Origin of the sequence: Peribacillus butanolivorans, assembly GCF_001273755.1 — a bacterium.
GTDB classification, from domain to species: domain Bacteria; phylum Bacillota; class Bacilli; order Bacillales; family DSM-1321; genus Peribacillus; species Peribacillus butanolivorans.
In genome coordinates, this window is sequence record NZ_LGYA01000001.1 from 1,717,010 (window position 1) to 1,735,415 (window position 18,406).

Below are 18,406 nucleotides of genomic sequence, written 5' to 3' on the forward strand. Positions count from 1 at the left end.
ATTACGAAATTCATGTATTTAAGTGAACAGTAAACATTTGGCACAGAATTTGCATTTAGATATTTTTGAAAATTTGAAAAATGGGGAGGTCTTTAAATCTATTAAAGATGTGTTAATCCTAATAAATGAAAGCGATTACAAGGAGGAATGATAGGTGGAAAATGGTGCTAAACTGAAAAGAACTCTAAAATTATGGCAAATTGTTATGATGGGGTTAGCTTATATGACGCCTATGGTCGTATTTGATACATTTGGTATTGTATCTGGAATTACGGGGGGGCACGTCCCAACAGCGTATATCGTTGCATTGGTGGGTATGCTTTTTACAGCCGCAAGCTATGGGAAACTTGTAAAAGTTTTCCCGACAGCTGGTTCTGCCTATACTTATACGCAAAAGGCAATTAACCGACATTTAGGATTCCTGGTAGGTTGGTCTTCGTTGTTAGATTATCTATTTTTGCCTATGGTAAATGCATTGTTGACCAAAATCTATCTCACAGCATTATTTCCAGAAGTTCCAACATGGATATGGGTAGTATTGTTTGTAGGGATTGTCACCATTCTCAATCTCCGGAGTGTTAACGTACTTGCTAACTTTAATACCCTTTTTGTTTTAATTCAGATTGTCATCATGGTGGTGTTCATTATTCTTGTTGTCAAAGGCTTGCATAATGGAGAAGGTACAAGCGAAGTATTTACAATTCAGCCTTTCATAAATGGAGGAATGGACAATACGGCAATAATAACTGGAGCAACCATTCTTTGTTTTTCCTTTTTGGGGTTTGATGCAGTAACAACACTTTCAGAAGAAACACCAGATCCGAAAAAAACGATTCCGAAAGCGATCTTTTTAACAGCCCTTTGGGGTGGAATTATTTTCATCACCTCTTCATTCTTTATTCAGCTCTTTTTCCCGGACATGTCCCGTTTTAAGGAACCAGATGCTGCTTTACCGGAAATCGCCCTTTATGTAGGTGGGAAGCTGTTCCAATCCATTTTTCTTTGTGCAACTTTCGTCAACACGCTAGCATCAGGACTAGCTTCACATGCCAGTGTCTCACGTCTTTTATATGTTATGGGCCGGGATAAAGTGTTTCCGGAAAAATGGTTTGGATTTATCCACCCTAAGTGGAAAACACCAGCTATTAATGTTGTCATAGTTGGAGTCATTTCATTGTCGGCTTTGTTTTTTGATTTAGTGACTGCCGCATCACTGATTAACTTTGGTGCATTAATGGCATTTACTTTTGTAAATCTGTCAGTGATCAGCCATTTTGTCTTCAGAGAGAAGAAGCATCGAACTATAAAGGGATGTTTCAATTACTTAATTATGCCTTTAATCGGAGCTATATCAATTGCTATACTCTGGATCAATCTAGAGACTAGCTCACTAATAATGGGGTTAGGCTGGTTTATAATTGGTTTTTGTTATCTAATATTTATCACGAAGGCATTTCGAACAGCTCCACCTCAATATCAAGTTGAAGAAATTCAGTTATAGAGTTTGAAAGGAAAAACGCATTTTAAAAAGGATGCGTTTTTTTCTATTTGTTTATTTCATCATCATATTTTAACATTATGCAAATTTGAATTGCTTATGAATGTATACATATGGTCTGGATGAATGAAGTGTGAAACCATGTAGGAAAGTGGCGATATACTGCCAACCAGCAACATTGGTAAAGCTGGCACGGAAATTGCTTTATACATTTATAAGAATAAAAAATGAGGTGCTAAAATGGCAGTTAAAACTGAGGGGATTAAAAAACGCGAAAAGGATAATTCTCTGCAAGAATTCCAGGATATCTTAAAAGAAGCAATTGATGTTTTGGACTACCCAGATCAGGTTTTTGATTTTTTAAAAACACCAATGCGCTTTTTAGAAGTCTGTATTCCAATCCAAATGGATAACGGTGAGACAAGGATGTTTCAAGGATATCGGGCTCAACATAATGATGCAACCGGTCCAACGAAAGGAGGGATTCGGTTTCATCCGGATGTCACTCCTGAAGAAGTTAAGGCTTTGGCGGGTTGGATGAGTTTGAAATGCGGAATAACAGATCTTCCATATGGAGGAGCAAAGGGTGGCATTGTCTGTGATCCCAGACAGATGAGTTTGTCTGAGCTAGAACGATTAAGCAGAGGGTATGTCAGGGCAGTCAGTCAAATAGTTGGGCCGACCAAGGACATTCCTGCACCGGATATGTATACAAATTCTCAAATAATGGCCTGGATGCTAGATGAATATGATCATATCAGGGAGTTTGATTCACCCGGCTTTATTACGGGTAAGCCATTGTCATTAGGAGGATCGAAGGGCAGAGAAACAGCTACTTCCAAGGGAGTATTATATACTCTTCAAATGGTAAGTGATTTAAAGAAAATGCCTATTCAGGGTATGCGGGTAATTATTCAGGGATTCGGGAATGTTGGCAGTTATTTGGCAATGTATTTGCATGAATTGGGAGCTAAGGTTGTCGGGATATCGGATGAGCTTGGCGGATTATATGACCCAAACGGCTTAGACATTCCTTTCCTTTTGGAAAACAGGGATTCGTATGGAGTCGTTACGAACTTATTTAAAGATTCATTATCCAATCAAGAATTATTGGAAAAAGAGTGTGATGTGCTAATTCCCGCAGCTATTAGCGGAGTGATAAATAAAGATAATGTCGAACGACTGCAATGTAAAATCCTAATTGAAGCAGCAAATGGACCGACAACAAAGGAAACAATCAAAATTCTCGATGAAAAAGGTATATTACTAGTCCCGGATATTTTGGCGAATTCAGGAGGAGTGATTGTTTCATATTTTGAATGGTGCCAAAACAATCAAGGTTATTACTGGACAGAAGAACTTGTAGATAAACGTTTAAAAGAAAAGATAACAGCCAGCTTTTTGAATGTCTATCATACTTCTCAAAAATTTTCCGTGAACATGAAAATTGCTGCTTATATAGAAGGGATTCGTAAAATAGCAGAAGCATCCCGGCTCCGAGGGTGGGTCAGGTTCTAAACTAATTAGGGATTTACAAGAAAGGAGGCAATCAGTTGAATTTTGATATTATTTCCGAAAATAAAGAAAACCAGGCTATTCATCATTATTGCTTATTGTCAAAAAATTATAGATATGATGTGACTATTGCCTACTCGGCTCAGTTTTTAGGTAAAGCAATGGTCACCTCCCTTCAAAGCGGGAGAATGATCCTACTGTGTGCCGATGATATTCATTTAGATCAGTACTGGGCTCCGAAGCTTGGCATTGAACAAGAAGATATTTCTGAATTTCAATACTTTCTCAAGTCAGTCTTACAATCCCAATTTCATTTTGAACAATATTGAAGGAAGGAGTGATATAGATGTACGTTGATGTGATTCTTAGTCCTTGTCATGGTAAAGTTGAAAAAGTTTTAATAACCAAAAATTCCGGATTCTACGAATGGGAACCACTGTTCCATATTAAGACGGCAGAAGGACGTGAGGAAATCATCCATATTGGTGTCAGCGGTGAGGTAGAATCATTGGAGGTACTGGAGGGGGAACAAGTGGAAGCTGGCATGGTCCTCGCCTATTTTAAAGAAGATTTATTCGTGACCGGTAGCGATTAATATATAGATAAAAGAAGATGAACTGAATCATCTTCTTTTTTTTATCTGCTTTCTGGATAAGGGCAGTGTGAAATTACATATGAAGCAATAATGGGGTTGGACATATGTTTGCAATTTCTTGAAGTACTTTCTTTCTGGAAGATATTCTATCTGGATGTGCGGACCAGTAAAACAACCAAACTCCGCCCAGTGGAGTCGTAATTTGATACGACGGACATATAGGATTAATTATTCTAGTGTTATTTTAAAGTTTGATATCTTTTCGTTATCCTTCTGTGATATCTGTCATCGATTCTTTATCTGTTTGTTCTTTGTATAGCAAATAACTATGCTATTATTGAAAAAATTAGCTAACTTACTAGCTTACAAGGAGGTAACAACATATGAAAAAATCAATCTTATCGTTAGCGGCAGCGGCTGCAATATCCGGTGCATTCACTATTCCGGTACAAGCAGAAGATGTCAATGTGAAAGATGGAGACACATTATGGGGGATATCTCAAACGTATAAAGTATCAATAGAAGATATTAAGGGTTGGAACCATTTGTCTTCAGACACGATTTATTCAGGAGAAACATTACATATTTCTCAAGAAAAGCATTATAAGGTCAAGTCCGGGGACACACTATGGGAAATTGCAGACAAATATCATGTATCAGTAAATGACCTTAAATCTTGGAACGGTTTAAATTCAGATACAATCCATCCGAAACAGGAACTAGTTATTAAACCTGGGACAAACAAAGATGAGTCAGCAAGCGTATTGCCTGAACAGAATTCTGAACAAGCAGCGCCAGCTAATAAATCTGAAAAAGAAAAAACAACATCAAAAAGTCAAGCTACGAATCAGTCAGATATAGAAAAAGAGATTACCGTAAGAGCAACTGCATATACTGCTGATTGTCAAGGTTGTAGCGGCACTACAGCTACTGGAATCGACTTAAAAGCAAATCCGGATGCAAAAGTAGTAGCTGTTGACCCATCTGTCATCCCACTTGGATCAAAAGTGTATGTGGAAGGCTATGGCTACGCAACGGCAGAGGATACCGGCAGTGCTATAAAAGGAAATAGAGTAGATATCTTTATTCCTAATGAGCAGGATGCTTTAAATTGGGGCGTTAAAAACGTGAAAATACAAGTCTTGAATTAACTCATTCATATAATTGATTGTTTAGAAAATATCTTTTTCTTCGTTGCGGCGAGGTACAAAAAACGACTCATTTTTTCTAATAGGCTAATATCACTCAATAAATAACATTACATGCGTAATTAAGTGAAAGGGGGAACATCGTGAACACAGATCAAGCATTTGACCTGTTAAAGGATGCAGGAGTAACAGAAAGTATTAGCATTCAAACTGTTAGACGTTGGATGCGTGAAGGTAAAATTAAATACGAGGGGGGAAACAAGAATAGAAAAACTGGATACATAATTGATGACACAGATCAAGCATTTGACCTGTTAAAAGATGCAGGAATAACAGAAAGTATTAGTATTCAAACTGTTAGCCGGTGGCTGCGTGAAGGTAAGATTAAATACGAGGGAAACGGGAATAGGGAAACTGGATATATAATTAATGATACAGTCTCAAAGGTGTCTATAAATGATCGTATTGATCAAAATAAGGACGAGATCATTCACCGATTAAAATTAAAAATACAAGCACAAGATAAGCATTTAGAAGGAATTGAAGAACTTCATGAGACTTCAAAAAAAATATTAATCCAGCAAAGAGATATGTTTAAAAAGGAAGTTGTACTACTAAAAAATGAGAAAAGTAAATTACAAAATGAAACAAAGGATTTATTAAAAGAAAATATTGAATTACGTAATGAATTGATAAAAGTAAAAGAAAACAAAAGAGACAATTACAATTTAGACTCCAATAATCAATCAAATGATTATAGTGAAAAATTAGGACTTGCAAAAATGGCGAGTAATAAAGACGTGATAGCAGAATATAAAGGGTTATTAAAATTAACTCATCCAGATCATGCCGGCAACGCAAAGGTATTTCATTACATTAAGACTGATTACGATAATTTCAGAAAATTTATCAAAGGCAAATGATGAGTAGTGTAGTAGTGTTTAATTTCCTAACATAAATGTTGAATAAGGAAAAGAAAAGAACGAAGTGAAAGTTAATCAGAATTTGAATTTCCATGCTGTTGGATGACAATAAATCTGTTACTTTTTAGTTCTTTATGAAACAGGTGGCGGTTAAAAGAAGTCCGAGATCCGTAATAAAAAAACACCCGATTACTCGGGTGCATACTTAATCATTCCATGTAAATAAACCGAGCACTCTTTTTGAATACATCCTCTTAAATTGATTTTTCCTTCACTTTCTATTTCTTTAACCAATTCTTCAATCTTATTTTAGTATCTTTAGGAATCTCTATTGAAAGAAGCATTCAAAGATGTTTAAATAGTCTATTTTTATTCATTAGACCATCTCCCTTTAACTACTTTCTTTACCATAAAGTAGTTTTTTTCTGTGAATTCCCATTGATTATGTAAAAATGAACATAATATATCAGCATTGGTGACCTAGTAAACATAGTAGAGGGACCTTGCTATTTAATGAATTATTTTAATAACATTTAACAAAGCCTTGTCAATATCTACCTACCAAGTGATAGACGTATATAAGAAATGTTTTGTTGTTATCTCCACATACTATATAAGCATATTGGATGAGGTTTTTGACCAAGAACAAAATGAACTAGTCATAAATAAATAGATAGAGTAACGCTTGTCCAAACATTTGCATAATATATATAAGACGTGAGGAAGCACCTGACGTCACATTAGACTGGCTTTTTATAGTCAGTCTCTTTTTTTGAACTAACCTTACCTAAAACATAAAAGTATAGGCCACCCGTTTTGATAGTGTAGTAATGGTAAGGTATTGTGTGGTGTCATAAATTAGGGTCATAAATAAAGTGTAAAAGTGGGATACGCCAAGAAATATGGACATGCTAGGGTAAGTACAATTAGCTAATATTTGGTAGTTAACTTCAAGAATTAGAAAAAATCAACTCTAAAATTGAATTTGTTTGATATTCAAGTCAGTCTGTCTGAAACCTTTGACTACTAGAGATATAGAAAATCAAACAATTAACGAATACATTAACAATGATGAGGAAGGAAAGCCGCCATTTATGATCTGAACCCTAAATAGTAATCACACAAAGAAAAGCATGTTTAAGCAGTTACATGATAGGGCTGTATATAGCTTGCTAGGAGCCATAAAATAGATATTATTGAGTAGTTATTTGTATTTGTTAATTAAATCTAATATGGCAAGTTCTATTATGTCGGATTTATTAAACTTCTGTTGATCTGCGAACCTATCAAGCAAAGTCCCAACTTCTTCGTTAATGACAATCGTTTTTCTTACTTTGTTGCCTTTTTCTAAAGTGACTACCCTTTGATAAAGATCATCTCTTTGACTATCTTGCTGATCATCAAGAACATATGCCTTTATCAGTTCCTTTAATATCGTAACTTCTTCAGGTGTGAAAACGGTGTGAATATATTTTTCACCTTCATTTCTTACACTCTTCACATCGAGTGTAATAGGTTGTGAACTTCTTGGTAAAGTGTCATTCAGGTCGGGTGAACTTTGTTTAACAATAGGTAAACTATTTTTTGATTCAATGAACTCAAACACTGACTGATAAAGGGGTTCTTTCCCTTCTTTTGCATAAAACCAGCCTTTCGGATTTTTGTTCCTGTATTCATATCCTGCATTGTGTAACGCATTCTTTAATCGTTTCTCTCCAATGCCAACCTTGTCCTGTGCGATTTTTGCTATTGTATTTCCAGTTACGGATAGCTCATCTAACAGCTCTTTTATTTTCATATTTCACACTCCATTATGACTATTATTTACATATTCTCCATACTTGTGTGAATTACCTCCATTTTATTTAACCTCTCCTGTAAATGAACGGTGTACGTGAAACTAAGGAAAATGAGTCGTGAACGGATAGTAAAGGAATCCCAAAGTGGGATATGTTTTATAGCTAGGATCTTCTTTTAAAGCTTTAAGGGTTGTCTCTATTGTTCGTACAACTTATCCTATTCTGTGGTCCTTCTGGTGACTATGTTTGTGTAGCGGTTTCAAAATAAACAGGACATTTGTCGGAAGGGGAATATAAAATCTAAGGGGAATTAGTAAGGTGGATTGAATAAACAAAAAAAGAGGGAGATGGAGCTATGAAGAAATTACTTACTGGTTTGGTAGTATTAGCAATAGCCCTGGGTGTATCATTTTCCACCGCTTCAGCATCTGCTGGAGGATTTCACCACCCGCAAAGCTGGGATAAAAACTCGATTTTGCGGAAGGACTCTCTTGGGGTGGAAGTCAGAAATATGCAGTATATCCTCAATGTAATGGGTTTTTATACTGATTCAGCAGTGGTTGACGTTGATGGGATTTTTGGGCCGAAAACCGAAGCGGGTGTAAAGAAATATCAAAAAGAAAACCATCTCAATGTGGATGGTGTGGTTGGCCCCAAGACATGGGCCAGTTTTTCACAATATATTAAAAAGAATGGCGAGAACACATATGGAGCAGGCGGGAACATGGGTCTCAGAATCAAATGGAAGTACGACGATTCTTCCTATACATCCGGCTCAAAAGCCTATATTTACGGTAATGGAGATACATTAAGTGACCAATATCGATTGTATGCGAATTAAAAACCCAGGAAGAAGGCCCTTTAAAGTTAAATGAAGATAAAACGATGGGGCAGCCTTGCATAAATGGTTTACTAAGCGTAAGCGATCCAGTATCAAAGAAGGAGAGGGGATAGTTCTATTAAATTTCCTCCTTATTATTAGTTTCAGGTTAATTGTAAAAAGCCGATGATTCCTACGTAGGAATCATCGGCTTTATTCATTTAGAAATATGTGTTTTCTGCGTTTGTGAATCAAAAACTCAATGAGTAAAATCTTTATAAAGCGAGGTCTCCCATGCTTAACCACTCCGAGGATTATACCTCAACAGAGTTGAAAATTGAGGTAAATGAAAATAATGCTCATTCGGGGAGTGAACATCACTGAGCACCACCATTCTAGTATAACCTGACTGTTATAATCTAATATTAATGAGATTTATTAGGTAAGCGTTTTAGTTCAGATTCTTTTTTCTTTTAGGGAGCTTGATCTCGAGTTTCGATAGGTATATGGCATCAATCGCTAGCGTCTCAAGTGGTTTCCTGCTTAGATTCCCTTGTAAATAGGAGAAAAACTTGTCAAAAAAAATAGTATGGCTTTGAATAAACGTTTTTAAGGAGAGGTCCACATGCATTAAGGGATGTTATCATTTTTGTAGATTCTTCAGAAATTTACATATCCTGATAAAACAGTTGCCCATGTGCGAATAAAATTTGGGGACAAGAATAAGTTTCTAAACGTTTGATAAGTTGTCTCGAGAGGAGTAAGTATGAGTATCAGGAGGTTCAAAAAAGAATGAGCAAAATGATAGAAGAAAGTATAAGGGGAAGGGTCTGTAGGAACTAATATTATTCGTTTCCAGTATGAATATCCTTCCGTATAACTCACAAATATAGAAAAATATTAAGTAACTGATATATCGACATCGCAGACAATCATTTTAGAAGTAAATTTAACTAGCTTGACAACATACCCCCATAGGTATAATATGAGGTTATAAATTGAAACACAGGTGGTGGATTTGATTTTTTATTTGCTTCTAGTAACTGTCGTGATTTTGGTCCCGAGTTTGTATAAACGTTATGTTCCTGTTAAAAACGTTCCTTGCGAAAAGAATAATAGTAAAGATCATAGCGCTATTTTATTAGATATAAGGGCTTATAATCAAAAACAGGATGATATCAATAGAGATGCTTTGAATATCCCTTATGCATATTTGAAACGTTTTAATAAAGAAATCCCACATGAAAACATTCATGTAATTGCTTCCGATAAATTAGAAGTGAACTTGGGGCTGCGCTTCTTAATTGGAAAAGGAATTAAGGTAACCAGTTATGAGATAAGTGATTGTGTTTGTAAATAGATGGGTGGGTAGAATATGGAATACGATAAAAGCGTCATCAATCGGTTAAAGCGAATTGAAGGTCAAATTAAAGGAGTTCTAGGAATGATGGAGCAGGGAAAAGACTGTAGAGATATCGTCACACAGTTGTCTGCTGCACGAAATGCAATTGATAGGACTATGGGCGTTATTGTAAGTGCAAATCTAGAACAATGTGTTCGGGAAAACATAGAGAAAGGTGAAGGCACTGAACATCTTGTAAAAGAAGCTGTAAATTTATTGATAAAAAGCAGATAAAAGAAGTAAAGTAAGCTGTCAGCAACGGTAAATTTAGGTGATATTCCGGAAAATGTACTAGGTAGTGTCTTTGTACCTCGATTAACACAAAATCTAAACAAAACGAATTTATTAGTTATTTAAAAGGGAGTGTTAAAAATGGCTTATATCTTACAAGTGGATTTTAAAATGGATGGACCATTTGGTAATGACATGGTTGAACAATTTACTGAATTAGCAAAAAGCATCAATGATGAAGAAGGGTTGATTTGGAAAATTTGGACTGAAGATAGCGAGGCAAAGGAGGCTGGTGGTATTTATCTGTTTGAGTCAAAAGAATCAGCTCAAAAATACTTAACTATGCACACTGCTCGATTAAAAGGATTTGGTATTGAGACAGTTAACGGGAAAATATTCGAAGTGAATGAAGGATTAACACAAATCAATCATGGTCCGTTTAAATAAGAGGTGTCTGTTAATCTAATCAAGATAGTTTACCTATATGTATGGTTTAAAACATACAGGAGGATGTGGTTAAGGAACCTATCCTTCTGTATTGTTACTTACTGTTCCAGGGATCTCTCAAAAAAACCTGGTGTATCAGGTTCCTTTTATAACATTTCAAAAGAAGAGGGTTGACGAAATAAACTTTTTACTATAACATATACCCTTCGGGGTATTTGAAACTAAACTACCAAAGTATCCATATAAAAGAATATTTTTTTAATGAAAAATATACCCATACGGGTAATTAGGAATCAAGGGGGAAAACAAATTGACTGAAAAGAAAAAAACAACGATTATTTTATTTAGTGGTGATTATGATAAGGCCATGGCGGCCTATATTATCGCAAATGGTGCAGCGGCTTATGATCATGAAGTAACCATCTTCCATACTTTCTGGGGATTAAATGCTTTACGAAAAGATGAGCCATCGACATTAAAAAAAGGCTTCCTTGAAAAAATGTTTGCAAAAATAATGCCTCGAGGTTCTGATAAGATGGGGTTATCCAACATGAACTTTGCTGGAATGGGCCCTAAAATGATTAAACATGTAATGAAAAAACATAACGCCATGTCACTGCCTCATTTAATTGAGTTGGCTCAAGAACAAGAGGTCAAATTAATAGCTTGTACGATGACAATGGATTTATTGGGCTTGCAACAAGAGGAATTATTAGATGGAATAGAATACGCGGGTGTGGCAGCTTATCTAGCAGACGCAGAAGAAGGTAATGTAAACTTATTCATTTAAGCAATAAAATGTGAAATAGGGTAAATTTCATGGTAAGGAGGGGAGGACATTAAAATGGAAACAGCATTTAATGTCATAATAATTTGGGCAATTGCTTGGTTTTTATTTCAGCGCTTTGTCCCGGCAAAGGGAATTAAGAATATTAATACGAGTGAGTTAAAAGCTCAATTAAGTAACAAAGGAAGTAAGCAATTTATTGATGTCCGTACACCTAATGAGTATAGGGGCAATCATATTAAGGAGTTTAAGAATATTCCCTTATTCGAACTTCATAAAAGAGCACAAGAACTTTCAAAAGATGAAGAAGTCTTTGTCATCTGCCAAAGTGGGATGAGAAGCAGTAAAGCAAGTAAGTCATTAAAAAAACTTGGATTTAAAGAAGTTACCAACGTAAAAGGCGGCATGAGTGCTTGGCACAATTAAAAGGAGGTATTTAATCATGAAAGAAATCTCACCAAATGAAGTGAATGCATTATTAAAGGGAAACTCGACAATTAATATTATAGATGTTCGGGAAGTAGATGAAGTAAAGGCTGGGAAAATACCCAATGCTATGCATATCCCATTGGGCCTCGTGGAATTTCGAATGCAAGATTTGGATAAATCAAAAGAATATATCATGGTTTGCCGTTCAGGAGGCAGAAGTTCAATGGCAGCAAAACTACTTGAAAATCATGGATATAAAGTGCTAAATATGACAGGCGGTATGCTTGAATGGAACGGTCCAATAGAATAATTTTTAAATTCATAAATACCCCCATCTGTATTAGCAAAAAAGGAGGAAAAAAACATGATTAAAACAAATTCCGTATTAGATGCAAAAGGATTAGCATGTCCAATGCCGATAGTAAGAACGAAAAAAGTAATGAACGGCCTGGAAGCAGGAGAAGTGCTAGAAGTCCAAGCGACGGATAAAGGGTCAACTGCCGATATGAAAGCTTGGGCAGAAAGTACAGGTCATCAATATTTGGGTACAGTTGAAGAAGGAACCGTTCTTAAACATTATCTTCGGAAAGCAAGTGGTGAAGAGCATGAAGAAAAAAAGCATGAAAAAGTCATTTCAAATGAAGAACTTCTACAAAAAATAGAAGAAAATCAAAAAACGATAGTACTTGATGTACGTGAATCGGCAGAATATGCGTTTAATCATATTCCATCTGCTAAATCCCTTCCAATGGGTGAATTAGAAGAACGTTTTAGTGAACTGGATAAAGAGTCTGAGATTTTTGTCATATGCCGAACCGGTAGCCGAAGTGACCTGGCTGCACAAAAACTAACAGCTGCAGGATTTAAACAAGTGGTTAATGTTGAACCGGGCATGAGCCAATGGAATGGTCCTACAAAAAAATCAGTGAACGAATAACATATAATCCTAAAAATGGAGGGGCATATCATGTCTAAAAAAGTAGCGATAATAGCTAGTAACGGTGGTTTATTTGACGCATATAAAGTATTTAACATTGCAACAGCAGCAGCAGCAACGGATCAAGAAGTAGCTATTTTCTTTACATTCGAAGGCTTAAATTTAATCCATAAAGTAGCGAATCAACAACTACCGATGCCAGAAGGTAAGGAACATTTTGCAGAAGGATTTGCGAGGGCTAATGCACCTTCTATTCCTGAGTTACTTTCTATGGCACAAGAAATGGACGTCAAGTTTATTGGATGTCAAATGACCATGGATGTTATGGGCTTGGATAAAGAAGCTTTCGTTGATGGCATCGAAGTCGGTGGAGCTGTTACATTTTTAGAATTCGCGAAAGATGCGGATGTAACTTTAACCTTTTAAGTCAGGTAAAAAATTTTGAAACACTAAATACTATAGGGGGTATATTTTATGACGTTAAATGAAATGACAGCCAAAGAGGTTTCAAAGAAAGTAATCAATAAAGCTGAATTATTTATTTTGGATGTTCGAAATGAAAGTGATTTTAACGATTGGAAAATTGAAGGAGAGAACTTTGAATTCCTTAATATTCCTTATTTTGATTTACTGGATGGCGTTGAAGAAATCATCGATAAAATTCCAGCAAATAAAGAAATTTTAGTTGTCTGTGCAAAAGAAGGCTCATCTATTATGATTGCTGAAATGCTATCTGAAGCAGGGCTGGATGTTTCTTATTTGAAAGGCGGAATGAAAGCATGGAGTGAACACTTAGAACCAGTGAAAATTGGGGATTTGAATAATGGCGGAGAAATCTACCAATTTGTACGTCTCGGTAAAGGTTGTTTATCTTACATGATCATTTCTAATGGTGAAGCAGCCGTTATTGATTCTACAAGAATGACTGATATCTACGTTGATTTTGCCGATAGTATTGGAGCGAAGATCACTCATGTATTTGATACGCACTTACATGCTGACCATATTTCAGGTGGAAGAAAAATAGCAGAAAGTGCAAATGCAACTTACTGGCTACCACCAAAAGATGCAACAGAAGTAACTTTTGAATATCAGCCATTAGAAGGCGGTAAAGTGGTTACGATCGGTCACACAGCTATCAATATTCATGCTCTATACTCCCCGGGCCACACGATTGGTTCCACTTCATTTGTAGTCGATGAAAAATACTTGCTTTCAGGAGATATTCTATTCATCGATTCCATTGGTAGACCGGACTTAGCCGGATTAGCTGAGGATTGGGTAGGAGACTTGAGAGAAACACTTTATACTCGCTATAGAGAATTGTCAGACGAGTTGATCGTACTGCCATCTCACTTTATGATCATTGAAGAATTAAATGAAGACGGCAGTGTTGCGAAGAAATTAGGAGAGTTATTTGTAGAAAATCATGGTTTGAACATTGCTGACGAAACAGAATTCAGAGAGTTGGTTACAGGAAACTTACCTCCACAGCCAAACGCATATCAAGAAATCCGTGAAACGAATATGGGGAAAATCACCCCTGATGAGGAAAAACAGCGCGAAATGGAAATTGGACCAAATCGTTGTGCGGTTCGTTAAACTTAAAAAAAGATTATAAATACTACGAAAACAGGAGAGATGTATGATGAATTCAGATAAAATGTTAGATGCTAAGGGACTTGCTTGTCCGATGCCGATCGTTAGAACAAAGAAGGCTATGAATGATTTACAATCTGGTCAAGTGTTAGAAATACATGTGACAGATAAAGGCGCTAAAGCAGATTTAGCTGCTTGGTCAAAATCTGGTGGTCATGAGCTAGTAGAAACTGCAGAAGAAAATGAAGTTCTAAAATTTTGGATTAGAAAAGGCTGATAATGATAAGGGAACCCTATTGGTTCCCTTCTTTTCAAGGAGGCAATAAAAATGGATATTACTTTTATCATAACCATCTTTTTGATAGGATTTATAGGTTCCTACATTTCAGGAATGCTAGGTATAGGCGGATCCATCATTAAATACCCAATGCTTTTGTATATACCACCACTTTTCGGTTTAGCGGCTTTTAGTGCTCATGAAGTCTCAGGAATAAGTGCAGTACAAGTATTATTTGCATCCATAGGTGGTGTCTGGGCTTATCGTAAAGGTGGCTATTTAAATAAGACGCTCATTATCTATATGGGTGTTAGTGTACTAATTGGTAGTGTCATTGGGAGTTTTGGTTCGCAATCCATGTCTGAAGACGGGATAAATATCGTGTATGGCCTACTTGCTCTAATAGCAGCTGTCATGATGTTTATTCCTAAAAAAGGAATAGATGACGTTCCTTTGGATCAAGTAACCTTTAACAAATGGCTTGCTGCAATTTTAGCCTTAATTGTCGGTTTGGGTTCAGGGATTGTCGGTGCAGCCGGTGGATTCTTATTAGTTCCTATTATGCTAGTCGTCTTGAAAATCCCAACTAGGGTAACAATCGCCTCTTCCTTAGCGATTACATTCATTTCATCGATTGGCGCAACGGTAGGGAAAATCTCAACAGGGCAAGTTGACTTCTATCCTGCCTTAATCATGGTTATAGCTAGCTTAATAGCGTCTCCACTAGGAGCGATCTCTGGTAAAAAAATGAATACAAAAATACTTCAAGTCATCTTAGCTTTATTAATTTTGGCAACGGCTATGAAAATTTGGATGGGGATTTTGTCATAAGATTTTTGGGGATATTGGACCCTTAACTTGATAGGGTCGGGGTCCTGAGTTCGAATCCCTCTCAGGTCATCAACTACCAAAGGCTCAAATCCTTGATATCACAGGGGTTTGGGTCTTTTTTTGTTTATAAAAATATAGTTCATTTTGTATTATTTACTCAAGTGATGGCGTATTGGTGGCGGATAGAGAAGCATTTAAATGTATTACAGGACAATGATTTGTAATAATTAATATTTCAAGGAACTTTGGATAAAGCTTTTTGCTTATTCAGCTAAAGATTGTGGTTAAAAATAAGACCATCACCGATTCGGTGTTAGTCTTATTAAAATTAATTGTTAGTGTAGAAAGTGTAAAATCAGCCCAACTTGTCTTCGAATTGTATCGATAATCATATGAGTCAATGCAAAGAGAACTGGAAATTTTTATTCAGAAATTGGTTGAACTTTTTGCTTCCGCTGATGTTTAACTTTTTTGCTTCCAAAATGTGGTGCCTGCAAGAAAAAAGATAATTCCCCGTGAATATACTTATCAACATCTTGACGTAAAAGTGCTCACCATCTGGTATTATGGAAGTGAAATAATCGTTTTCATGTTCATTTTTTTTGAACCGAAAATTTTAGGCAAAAAAGGTGCTCACAATAATGATGAGCGCCTTTTTTGTTATGCCTTTTATGGGTTCCATCTTCTATATAAAAATATCAATGCATTGTTCTACCGTTGTAGCAGTGGCTAACTGTTTAGCTTTTGCTGCCAATACATCTGCCGGTTCTGTATCGAGTATAACACCAAATAAGCTTTCTATTTCATCCAAGCTTTTTTCTAAGCGGGTAGAGATGATTGAAATCGCTATTCCTTTGACAAGTCTGTGTTCTGCCATTTTAATACTCACTTGAATCACCCCATCTAATAAACTTAAATACCTATATTCGCTTATCTAAGTATTGATTCCTTCCTTTTAAGAAAAGAAAATGTCGAAAAATAAATCGACACCATTTACTTAACAATTGGCTATGTTAAAGTTATTGTTTGTTTTTAAATAATACAGAGTCAATTTTGGTATCCTGATTGCATCAAAATAAAAGGGTCAATCTATTATGACTGTGGCGACTATACTATCTGATAATGCTTCATTAAGCGAGGGAAAGAGAATATATATAGGGGTGTTGACTCGCTATTCCGCGCCCCCTACTTCTCAACAAGAAAATTCTTAAAATAAGAAAAGGCTGCGAAAATGTTGAGTTTTACAGATGTTTTTTTGTTGATTTGGTTTTTAACTTTTTTATTCTATTGAAGATTTGAAGAAAATATAATTAATATAAGATTTAAATGAGGTGTTGAAAATAATGAAAAAAGAAGAAATAAAACAAATTATTCGGGATACCGGTGACAAAGGAAACCGGTCATAAGCCATTATTAAATTACCTAGGTGCTCGAACAACGAGGTATTAGCTGTTAGCTCTTTAACCGATAAATAATTTTTTACCAAGTAGAAAGGAGCCTTGCATGGTCCTTTTCTTATGTCTTGTCCGTTCAAAATCAGCAATTTTATAGAATACAGCCTTTAAAACATGTTTATTAAACATCCTCCTCTAAACCATCTGCATATTTTTATCTATCCCAATCTGAATTTGATTTTTTTAAAAGGCTCTTTTCGTAAGGATTGTTGCTTTCTCGATAAAATAAGGTTTTATTTACTTTTTATGGTAGTGCATTTACAGGAGCCTATTCAACTAAAGAGCAGATTTGTTTAAGAAGAAAGGATATTAGGTTAAGAAAGGAGTGGATAGAAATTAGTAAAGACAATGATTCTGTTTTATATCGAGAAGTTCAACGACCAAGACAATTATTATATATCATAGTGATAATTTTGGTTTCAGGCTTTTTTTGGTGGGGGTTTATCCAACAGGTTATTTACGGAATTCAATTCGGAGACAAACCGATGTCGGATATTGGGTTGGTAATAGCTTGGGTTTTGTTCGGTTTGATAATACCCTTGTTAGCGTTCCAAGTTAAGATGATAACTGAAGTACGTGGAGATGGGCTGTATATAAAATTTGTCCCCTTCCATTTTGGATACCGAGACTTTCGTTATCAAAGTATTTGGGATTATAAAAGTGTTTCTCTTAGTTCGCTAAAACGGTTTGGAGGTTGGGGGATTCGTATTAATCTAAATGGAGAACGCCTATATAATATTGCAGGAAGCGAGGGTGTCGAATTAAGGTTAGCTTCAGGAGACATTGTTATAATAGGCTCAAAAAATTCTGATGAGCTCAAAAAGGCATTAGATTTATCTTTCATAGATAATACTAAATAATCTTTGTGATATTTACCAATTATCAAATTTTCAATTTTTCTTCTTAAACAAAAGGAGACTTTTATTGAACGAATACAGCCGTTTCTCAATGGAATGGCTGTTTTTTATACCTCACGCAAAAAATTCTCCGTAATACGATTTGAATTTTGGCAGGCATTAAGCAACATCTGATTTATCTGCTCCTTTTCCGCCATCTTCTTACTATGCTGAAGAGAGCTGAACCAATAGAGGTAATTGTCCAAATACTTGGTGGCTACTCCTTGAAACCTATCCATCCAGATCTTTAAGGTCTCATCACTTTCGACAATCCCTTTTAACGTTTGAAACCCCATAGACCGAAGGGAATACAGGATTTTGTGCCGCCAATAAAAGGTGGTGGATAGGTGGATTTTTAGACGTTTTGCGATTTTTGGCAAGGAATATCCCTCGACCATCAATTGAAAGTATTTCGCCCATTTTCCCAGATACCGTGTTCCTGAGATTGGGGAGCCCTATTGGAGAAGATGATGTAATGGTAGTAGGTAAGAGAAAACCGTTCTTAAATTCTAAAGTTGATGTGAAAAAGTTACAAAAATACGAAGAACAATTCAAAGCGTACCAAGAAAAGTATAAAAATTAAACTAAAAAGCAATGGGAAACCAATTCCATTGCTTTTTCTATTGCTAATTTAATGTTGATACCAATACTGATTTTAATGTTAAATGGGGTTCCAATTAAAGTTTTCTACTTCAAAAAAACCGAACCCGTTAACAATATAAGCGGTCTTCTTTATTTGTTCAAAAATCAACATTAATGTTTAACAAAGCTATCGCAAAAGAAAAATCTACCATAAATTGATTAATTTGTTATAGTTT

General features: G+C 35.7%; 22 protein-coding genes and 2 pseudogenes. 20 read left to right on the forward strand and 4 right to left on the reverse strand.

What is annotated here, in order from left to right:
* Positions 1–154 precede the first annotated feature (154 nt).
* The 6 genes from AKG34_RS08160 to AKG34_RS08185 all read left to right on the forward strand — a co-directional run bounded on the left by AKG34_RS08160 (position 155) and on the right by AKG34_RS08185 (position 5,679).
* Complete coding sequence (locus AKG34_RS08160; RefSeq protein WP_053345618.1) at positions 155–1,501, forward strand: APC family permease; 1,347 nt, start codon at positions 155–157, stop codon at positions 1,499–1,501.
* A gap of 237 nt (positions 1,502–1,738) precedes the next feature.
* Positions 1,739–3,016, forward strand: coding sequence for a Glu/Leu/Phe/Val family dehydrogenase (locus tag AKG34_RS08165; protein WP_053345619.1), 1,278 nt, complete (start codon positions 1,739–1,741; stop codon positions 3,014–3,016).
* Positions 3,017–3,051: 35 nt separating this feature from the next.
* The gene (locus AKG34_RS08170) at positions 3,052–3,342 is read left to right on the forward strand and encodes an SAV0927 family protein (RefSeq protein WP_053345620.1); all 291 of its coding nucleotides are present in this window, start codon (positions 3,052–3,054) and stop codon (positions 3,340–3,342) included.
* 17 nt (positions 3,343–3,359) lie between these two features.
* Positions 3,360–3,608, forward strand: coding sequence for a biotin/lipoyl attachment domain-containing protein (locus tag AKG34_RS08175; protein ID WP_053345621.1), 249 nt, complete (start codon positions 3,360–3,362; stop codon positions 3,606–3,608).
* Between the two features lie 383 nt (positions 3,609–3,991).
* Entirely contained in the window at positions 3,992–4,759 is a 768-nt protein-coding gene (locus AKG34_RS08180; protein WP_053345622.1) for a LysM peptidoglycan-binding and 3D domain-containing protein, read from the forward strand.
* A 140-nt stretch (positions 4,760–4,899) separates the two neighbouring features.
* Positions 4,900–5,679, forward strand: coding sequence for a hypothetical protein (locus tag AKG34_RS08185; RefSeq protein WP_053345623.1), 780 nt, complete (start codon positions 4,900–4,902; stop codon positions 5,677–5,679).
* 1,204 nt (positions 5,680–6,883) lie between these two features.
* Here AKG34_RS08185 and AKG34_RS08190 read toward each other — a convergent pair.
* Positions 6,884–7,477, reverse strand: coding sequence for a hypothetical protein (locus AKG34_RS08190; RefSeq protein ID WP_053345624.1), 594 nt, complete (start codon positions 7,475–7,477; stop codon positions 6,884–6,886).
* A 356-nt stretch (positions 7,478–7,833) separates the two neighbouring features.
* Here AKG34_RS08190 and AKG34_RS08195 point away from each other — a divergent pair, with 356 nt between their 5' ends.
* From AKG34_RS08195 to AKG34_RS08250, 12 genes are all read left to right on the forward strand, one after another.
* The gene (locus AKG34_RS08195; protein ID WP_053345625.1) at positions 7,834–8,319 is read left to right on the forward strand and encodes a peptidoglycan-binding domain-containing protein; all 486 of its coding nucleotides are present in this window, start codon (positions 7,834–7,836) and stop codon (positions 8,317–8,319) included.
* A gap of 991 nt (positions 8,320–9,310) precedes the next feature.
* Positions 9,311–9,658 carry a sulfurtransferase gene (locus AKG34_RS08200; protein ID WP_252433389.1) on the forward strand — a complete coding sequence of 116 codons (348 nt, stop codon included), beginning with the start codon at positions 9,311–9,313 and terminating at the stop codon, positions 9,656–9,658.
* Positions 9,659–9,673: 15 nt separating this feature from the next.
* A complete protein-coding gene (locus AKG34_RS08205; protein WP_053345627.1) occupies positions 9,674–9,934 on the forward strand; it encodes a metal-sensitive transcriptional regulator in 261 nt (86 codons plus the stop codon).
* 138 nt (positions 9,935–10,072) lie between these two features.
* Positions 10,073–10,378 carry a monooxygenase gene (locus AKG34_RS08210; protein WP_053345628.1) on the forward strand — a complete coding sequence of 102 codons (306 nt, stop codon included), beginning with the start codon at positions 10,073–10,075 and terminating at the stop codon, positions 10,376–10,378.
* Positions 10,379–10,688: 310 nt separating this feature from the next.
* Complete coding sequence (locus AKG34_RS08215; protein ID WP_053345629.1) at positions 10,689–11,168, forward strand: DsrE/DsrF/DrsH-like family protein; 480 nt, start codon at positions 10,689–10,691, stop codon at positions 11,166–11,168.
* A 54-nt stretch (positions 11,169–11,222) separates the two neighbouring features.
* Positions 11,223–11,591 (forward strand): rhodanese-like domain-containing protein, encoded by a 369-nt coding sequence (locus AKG34_RS08220; protein WP_053345630.1) that lies wholly within the window; start codon positions 11,223–11,225, stop codon positions 11,589–11,591.
* 16 nt (positions 11,592–11,607) lie between these two features.
* Positions 11,608–11,904: a rhodanese-like domain-containing protein gene (locus AKG34_RS08225; protein WP_053345631.1), complete on the forward strand. Its 297-nt coding sequence runs from the start codon at positions 11,608–11,610 to the stop codon at positions 11,902–11,904.
* A gap of 54 nt (positions 11,905–11,958) precedes the next feature.
* Positions 11,959–12,531 (forward strand): sulfurtransferase TusA family protein, encoded by a 573-nt coding sequence (locus AKG34_RS08230; RefSeq protein ID WP_053345632.1) that lies wholly within the window; start codon positions 11,959–11,961, stop codon positions 12,529–12,531.
* Positions 12,532–12,561: 30 nt separating this feature from the next.
* The gene (locus AKG34_RS08235) at positions 12,562–12,957 is read left to right on the forward strand and encodes a DsrE/DsrF/DrsH-like family protein (protein WP_053345633.1); all 396 of its coding nucleotides are present in this window, start codon (positions 12,562–12,564) and stop codon (positions 12,955–12,957) included.
* 48 nt (positions 12,958–13,005) lie between these two features.
* On the forward strand, positions 13,006–14,133 hold the full coding sequence (locus AKG34_RS08240) for an MBL fold metallo-hydrolase (RefSeq protein ID WP_053345634.1): 1,128 nt from the start codon (positions 13,006–13,008) through the stop codon (positions 14,131–14,133).
* A gap of 46 nt (positions 14,134–14,179) precedes the next feature.
* Complete coding sequence (locus AKG34_RS08245) at positions 14,180–14,407, forward strand: sulfurtransferase TusA family protein (RefSeq protein ID WP_053345635.1); 228 nt, start codon at positions 14,180–14,182, stop codon at positions 14,405–14,407.
* Positions 14,408–14,458: 51 nt separating this feature from the next.
* Entirely contained in the window at positions 14,459–15,238 is a 780-nt protein-coding gene (locus tag AKG34_RS08250; protein ID WP_053345636.1) for a sulfite exporter TauE/SafE family protein, read from the forward strand.
* Between the two features lie 685 nt (positions 15,239–15,923).
* Here the strand turns inward: AKG34_RS08250 and AKG34_RS08255 are convergent.
* Positions 15,924–16,127, reverse strand: coding sequence for a hypothetical protein (locus AKG34_RS08255; RefSeq protein WP_053345637.1), 204 nt, complete (start codon positions 16,125–16,127; stop codon positions 15,924–15,926).
* 571 nt (positions 16,128–16,698) lie between these two features.
* Entirely contained in the window at positions 16,699–16,821 is a 123-nt protein-coding gene (locus AKG34_RS29250) for a hypothetical protein (RefSeq protein WP_269083724.1), read from the reverse strand.
* A gap of 206 nt (positions 16,822–17,027) precedes the next feature.
* On the opposite strand from AKG34_RS29250, the gene AKG34_RS08260 reads away from it, so the two are divergent.
* The gene (locus tag AKG34_RS08260) at positions 17,028–17,552 is read left to right on the forward strand and encodes a DUF6141 family protein (RefSeq protein WP_053345638.1); all 525 of its coding nucleotides are present in this window, start codon (positions 17,028–17,030) and stop codon (positions 17,550–17,552) included.
* A gap of 104 nt (positions 17,553–17,656) precedes the next feature.
* Here AKG34_RS08260 and AKG34_RS26700 read toward each other — a convergent pair.
* A pseudogene (locus AKG34_RS26700) lies at positions 17,657–18,040 on the reverse strand (IS1595 family transposase); the annotation flags it as partial.
* A 20-nt stretch (positions 18,041–18,060) separates the two neighbouring features.
* On the opposite strand from AKG34_RS26700, the pseudogene AKG34_RS28685 reads away from it, so the two are divergent.
* Positions 18,061–18,171 (forward strand): annotated as a pseudogene (locus tag AKG34_RS28685) (leucine-rich repeat domain-containing protein); the annotation flags it as partial.
* Between the last annotated feature and the right edge of the window lie 235 nt (positions 18,172–18,406).

Excerpts from the sequence above, each read along its gene's own strand:
- AKG34_RS08165 (WP_053345619.1), top strand. The coding sequence starts at position 1,739 with ATGGCAGTTAAAACTGAGGGGATTAAAAAACGCGAAAAGGATAATTCT.
- AKG34_RS08175 (WP_053345621.1), top strand. The coding sequence starts at position 3,360 with ATGTACGTTGATGTGATTCTTAGTCCTTGTCATGGTAAAGTTGAAAAA.
- AKG34_RS08180 (WP_053345622.1), top strand. The coding sequence starts at position 3,992 with ATGAAAAAATCAATCTTATCGTTAGCGGCAGCGGCTGCAATATCCGGT.
- AKG34_RS08190 (WP_053345624.1), bottom strand. The coding sequence starts at position 7,477 with ATGAAAATAAAAGAGCTGTTAGATGAGCTATCCGTAACTGGAAATACA.
- AKG34_RS08195 (WP_053345625.1), top strand. The coding sequence starts at position 7,834 with ATGAAGAAATTACTTACTGGTTTGGTAGTATTAGCAATAGCCCTGGGT.
- AKG34_RS08205 (WP_053345627.1), top strand. The coding sequence starts at position 9,674 with ATGGAATACGATAAAAGCGTCATCAATCGGTTAAAGCGAATTGAAGGT.
- AKG34_RS08210 (WP_053345628.1), top strand. The coding sequence starts at position 10,073 with ATGGCTTATATCTTACAAGTGGATTTTAAAATGGATGGACCATTTGGT.
- AKG34_RS08220 (WP_053345630.1), top strand. The coding sequence starts at position 11,223 with ATGGAAACAGCATTTAATGTCATAATAATTTGGGCAATTGCTTGGTTT.
- AKG34_RS08225 (WP_053345631.1), top strand. The coding sequence starts at position 11,608 with ATGAAAGAAATCTCACCAAATGAAGTGAATGCATTATTAAAGGGAAAC.
- AKG34_RS08230 (WP_053345632.1), top strand. The coding sequence starts at position 11,959 with ATGATTAAAACAAATTCCGTATTAGATGCAAAAGGATTAGCATGTCCA.
- AKG34_RS08235 (WP_053345633.1), top strand. The coding sequence starts at position 12,562 with ATGTCTAAAAAAGTAGCGATAATAGCTAGTAACGGTGGTTTATTTGAC.
- AKG34_RS08240 (WP_053345634.1), top strand. The coding sequence starts at position 13,006 with ATGACGTTAAATGAAATGACAGCCAAAGAGGTTTCAAAGAAAGTAATC.
- AKG34_RS08245 (WP_053345635.1), top strand. The coding sequence starts at position 14,180 with ATGAATTCAGATAAAATGTTAGATGCTAAGGGACTTGCTTGTCCGATG.
- AKG34_RS08250 (WP_053345636.1), top strand. The coding sequence starts at position 14,459 with ATGGATATTACTTTTATCATAACCATCTTTTTGATAGGATTTATAGGT.
- AKG34_RS29250 (WP_269083724.1), bottom strand. The coding sequence starts at position 16,821 with ATGTTTAATAAACATGTTTTAAAGGCTGTATTCTATAAAATTGCTGAT.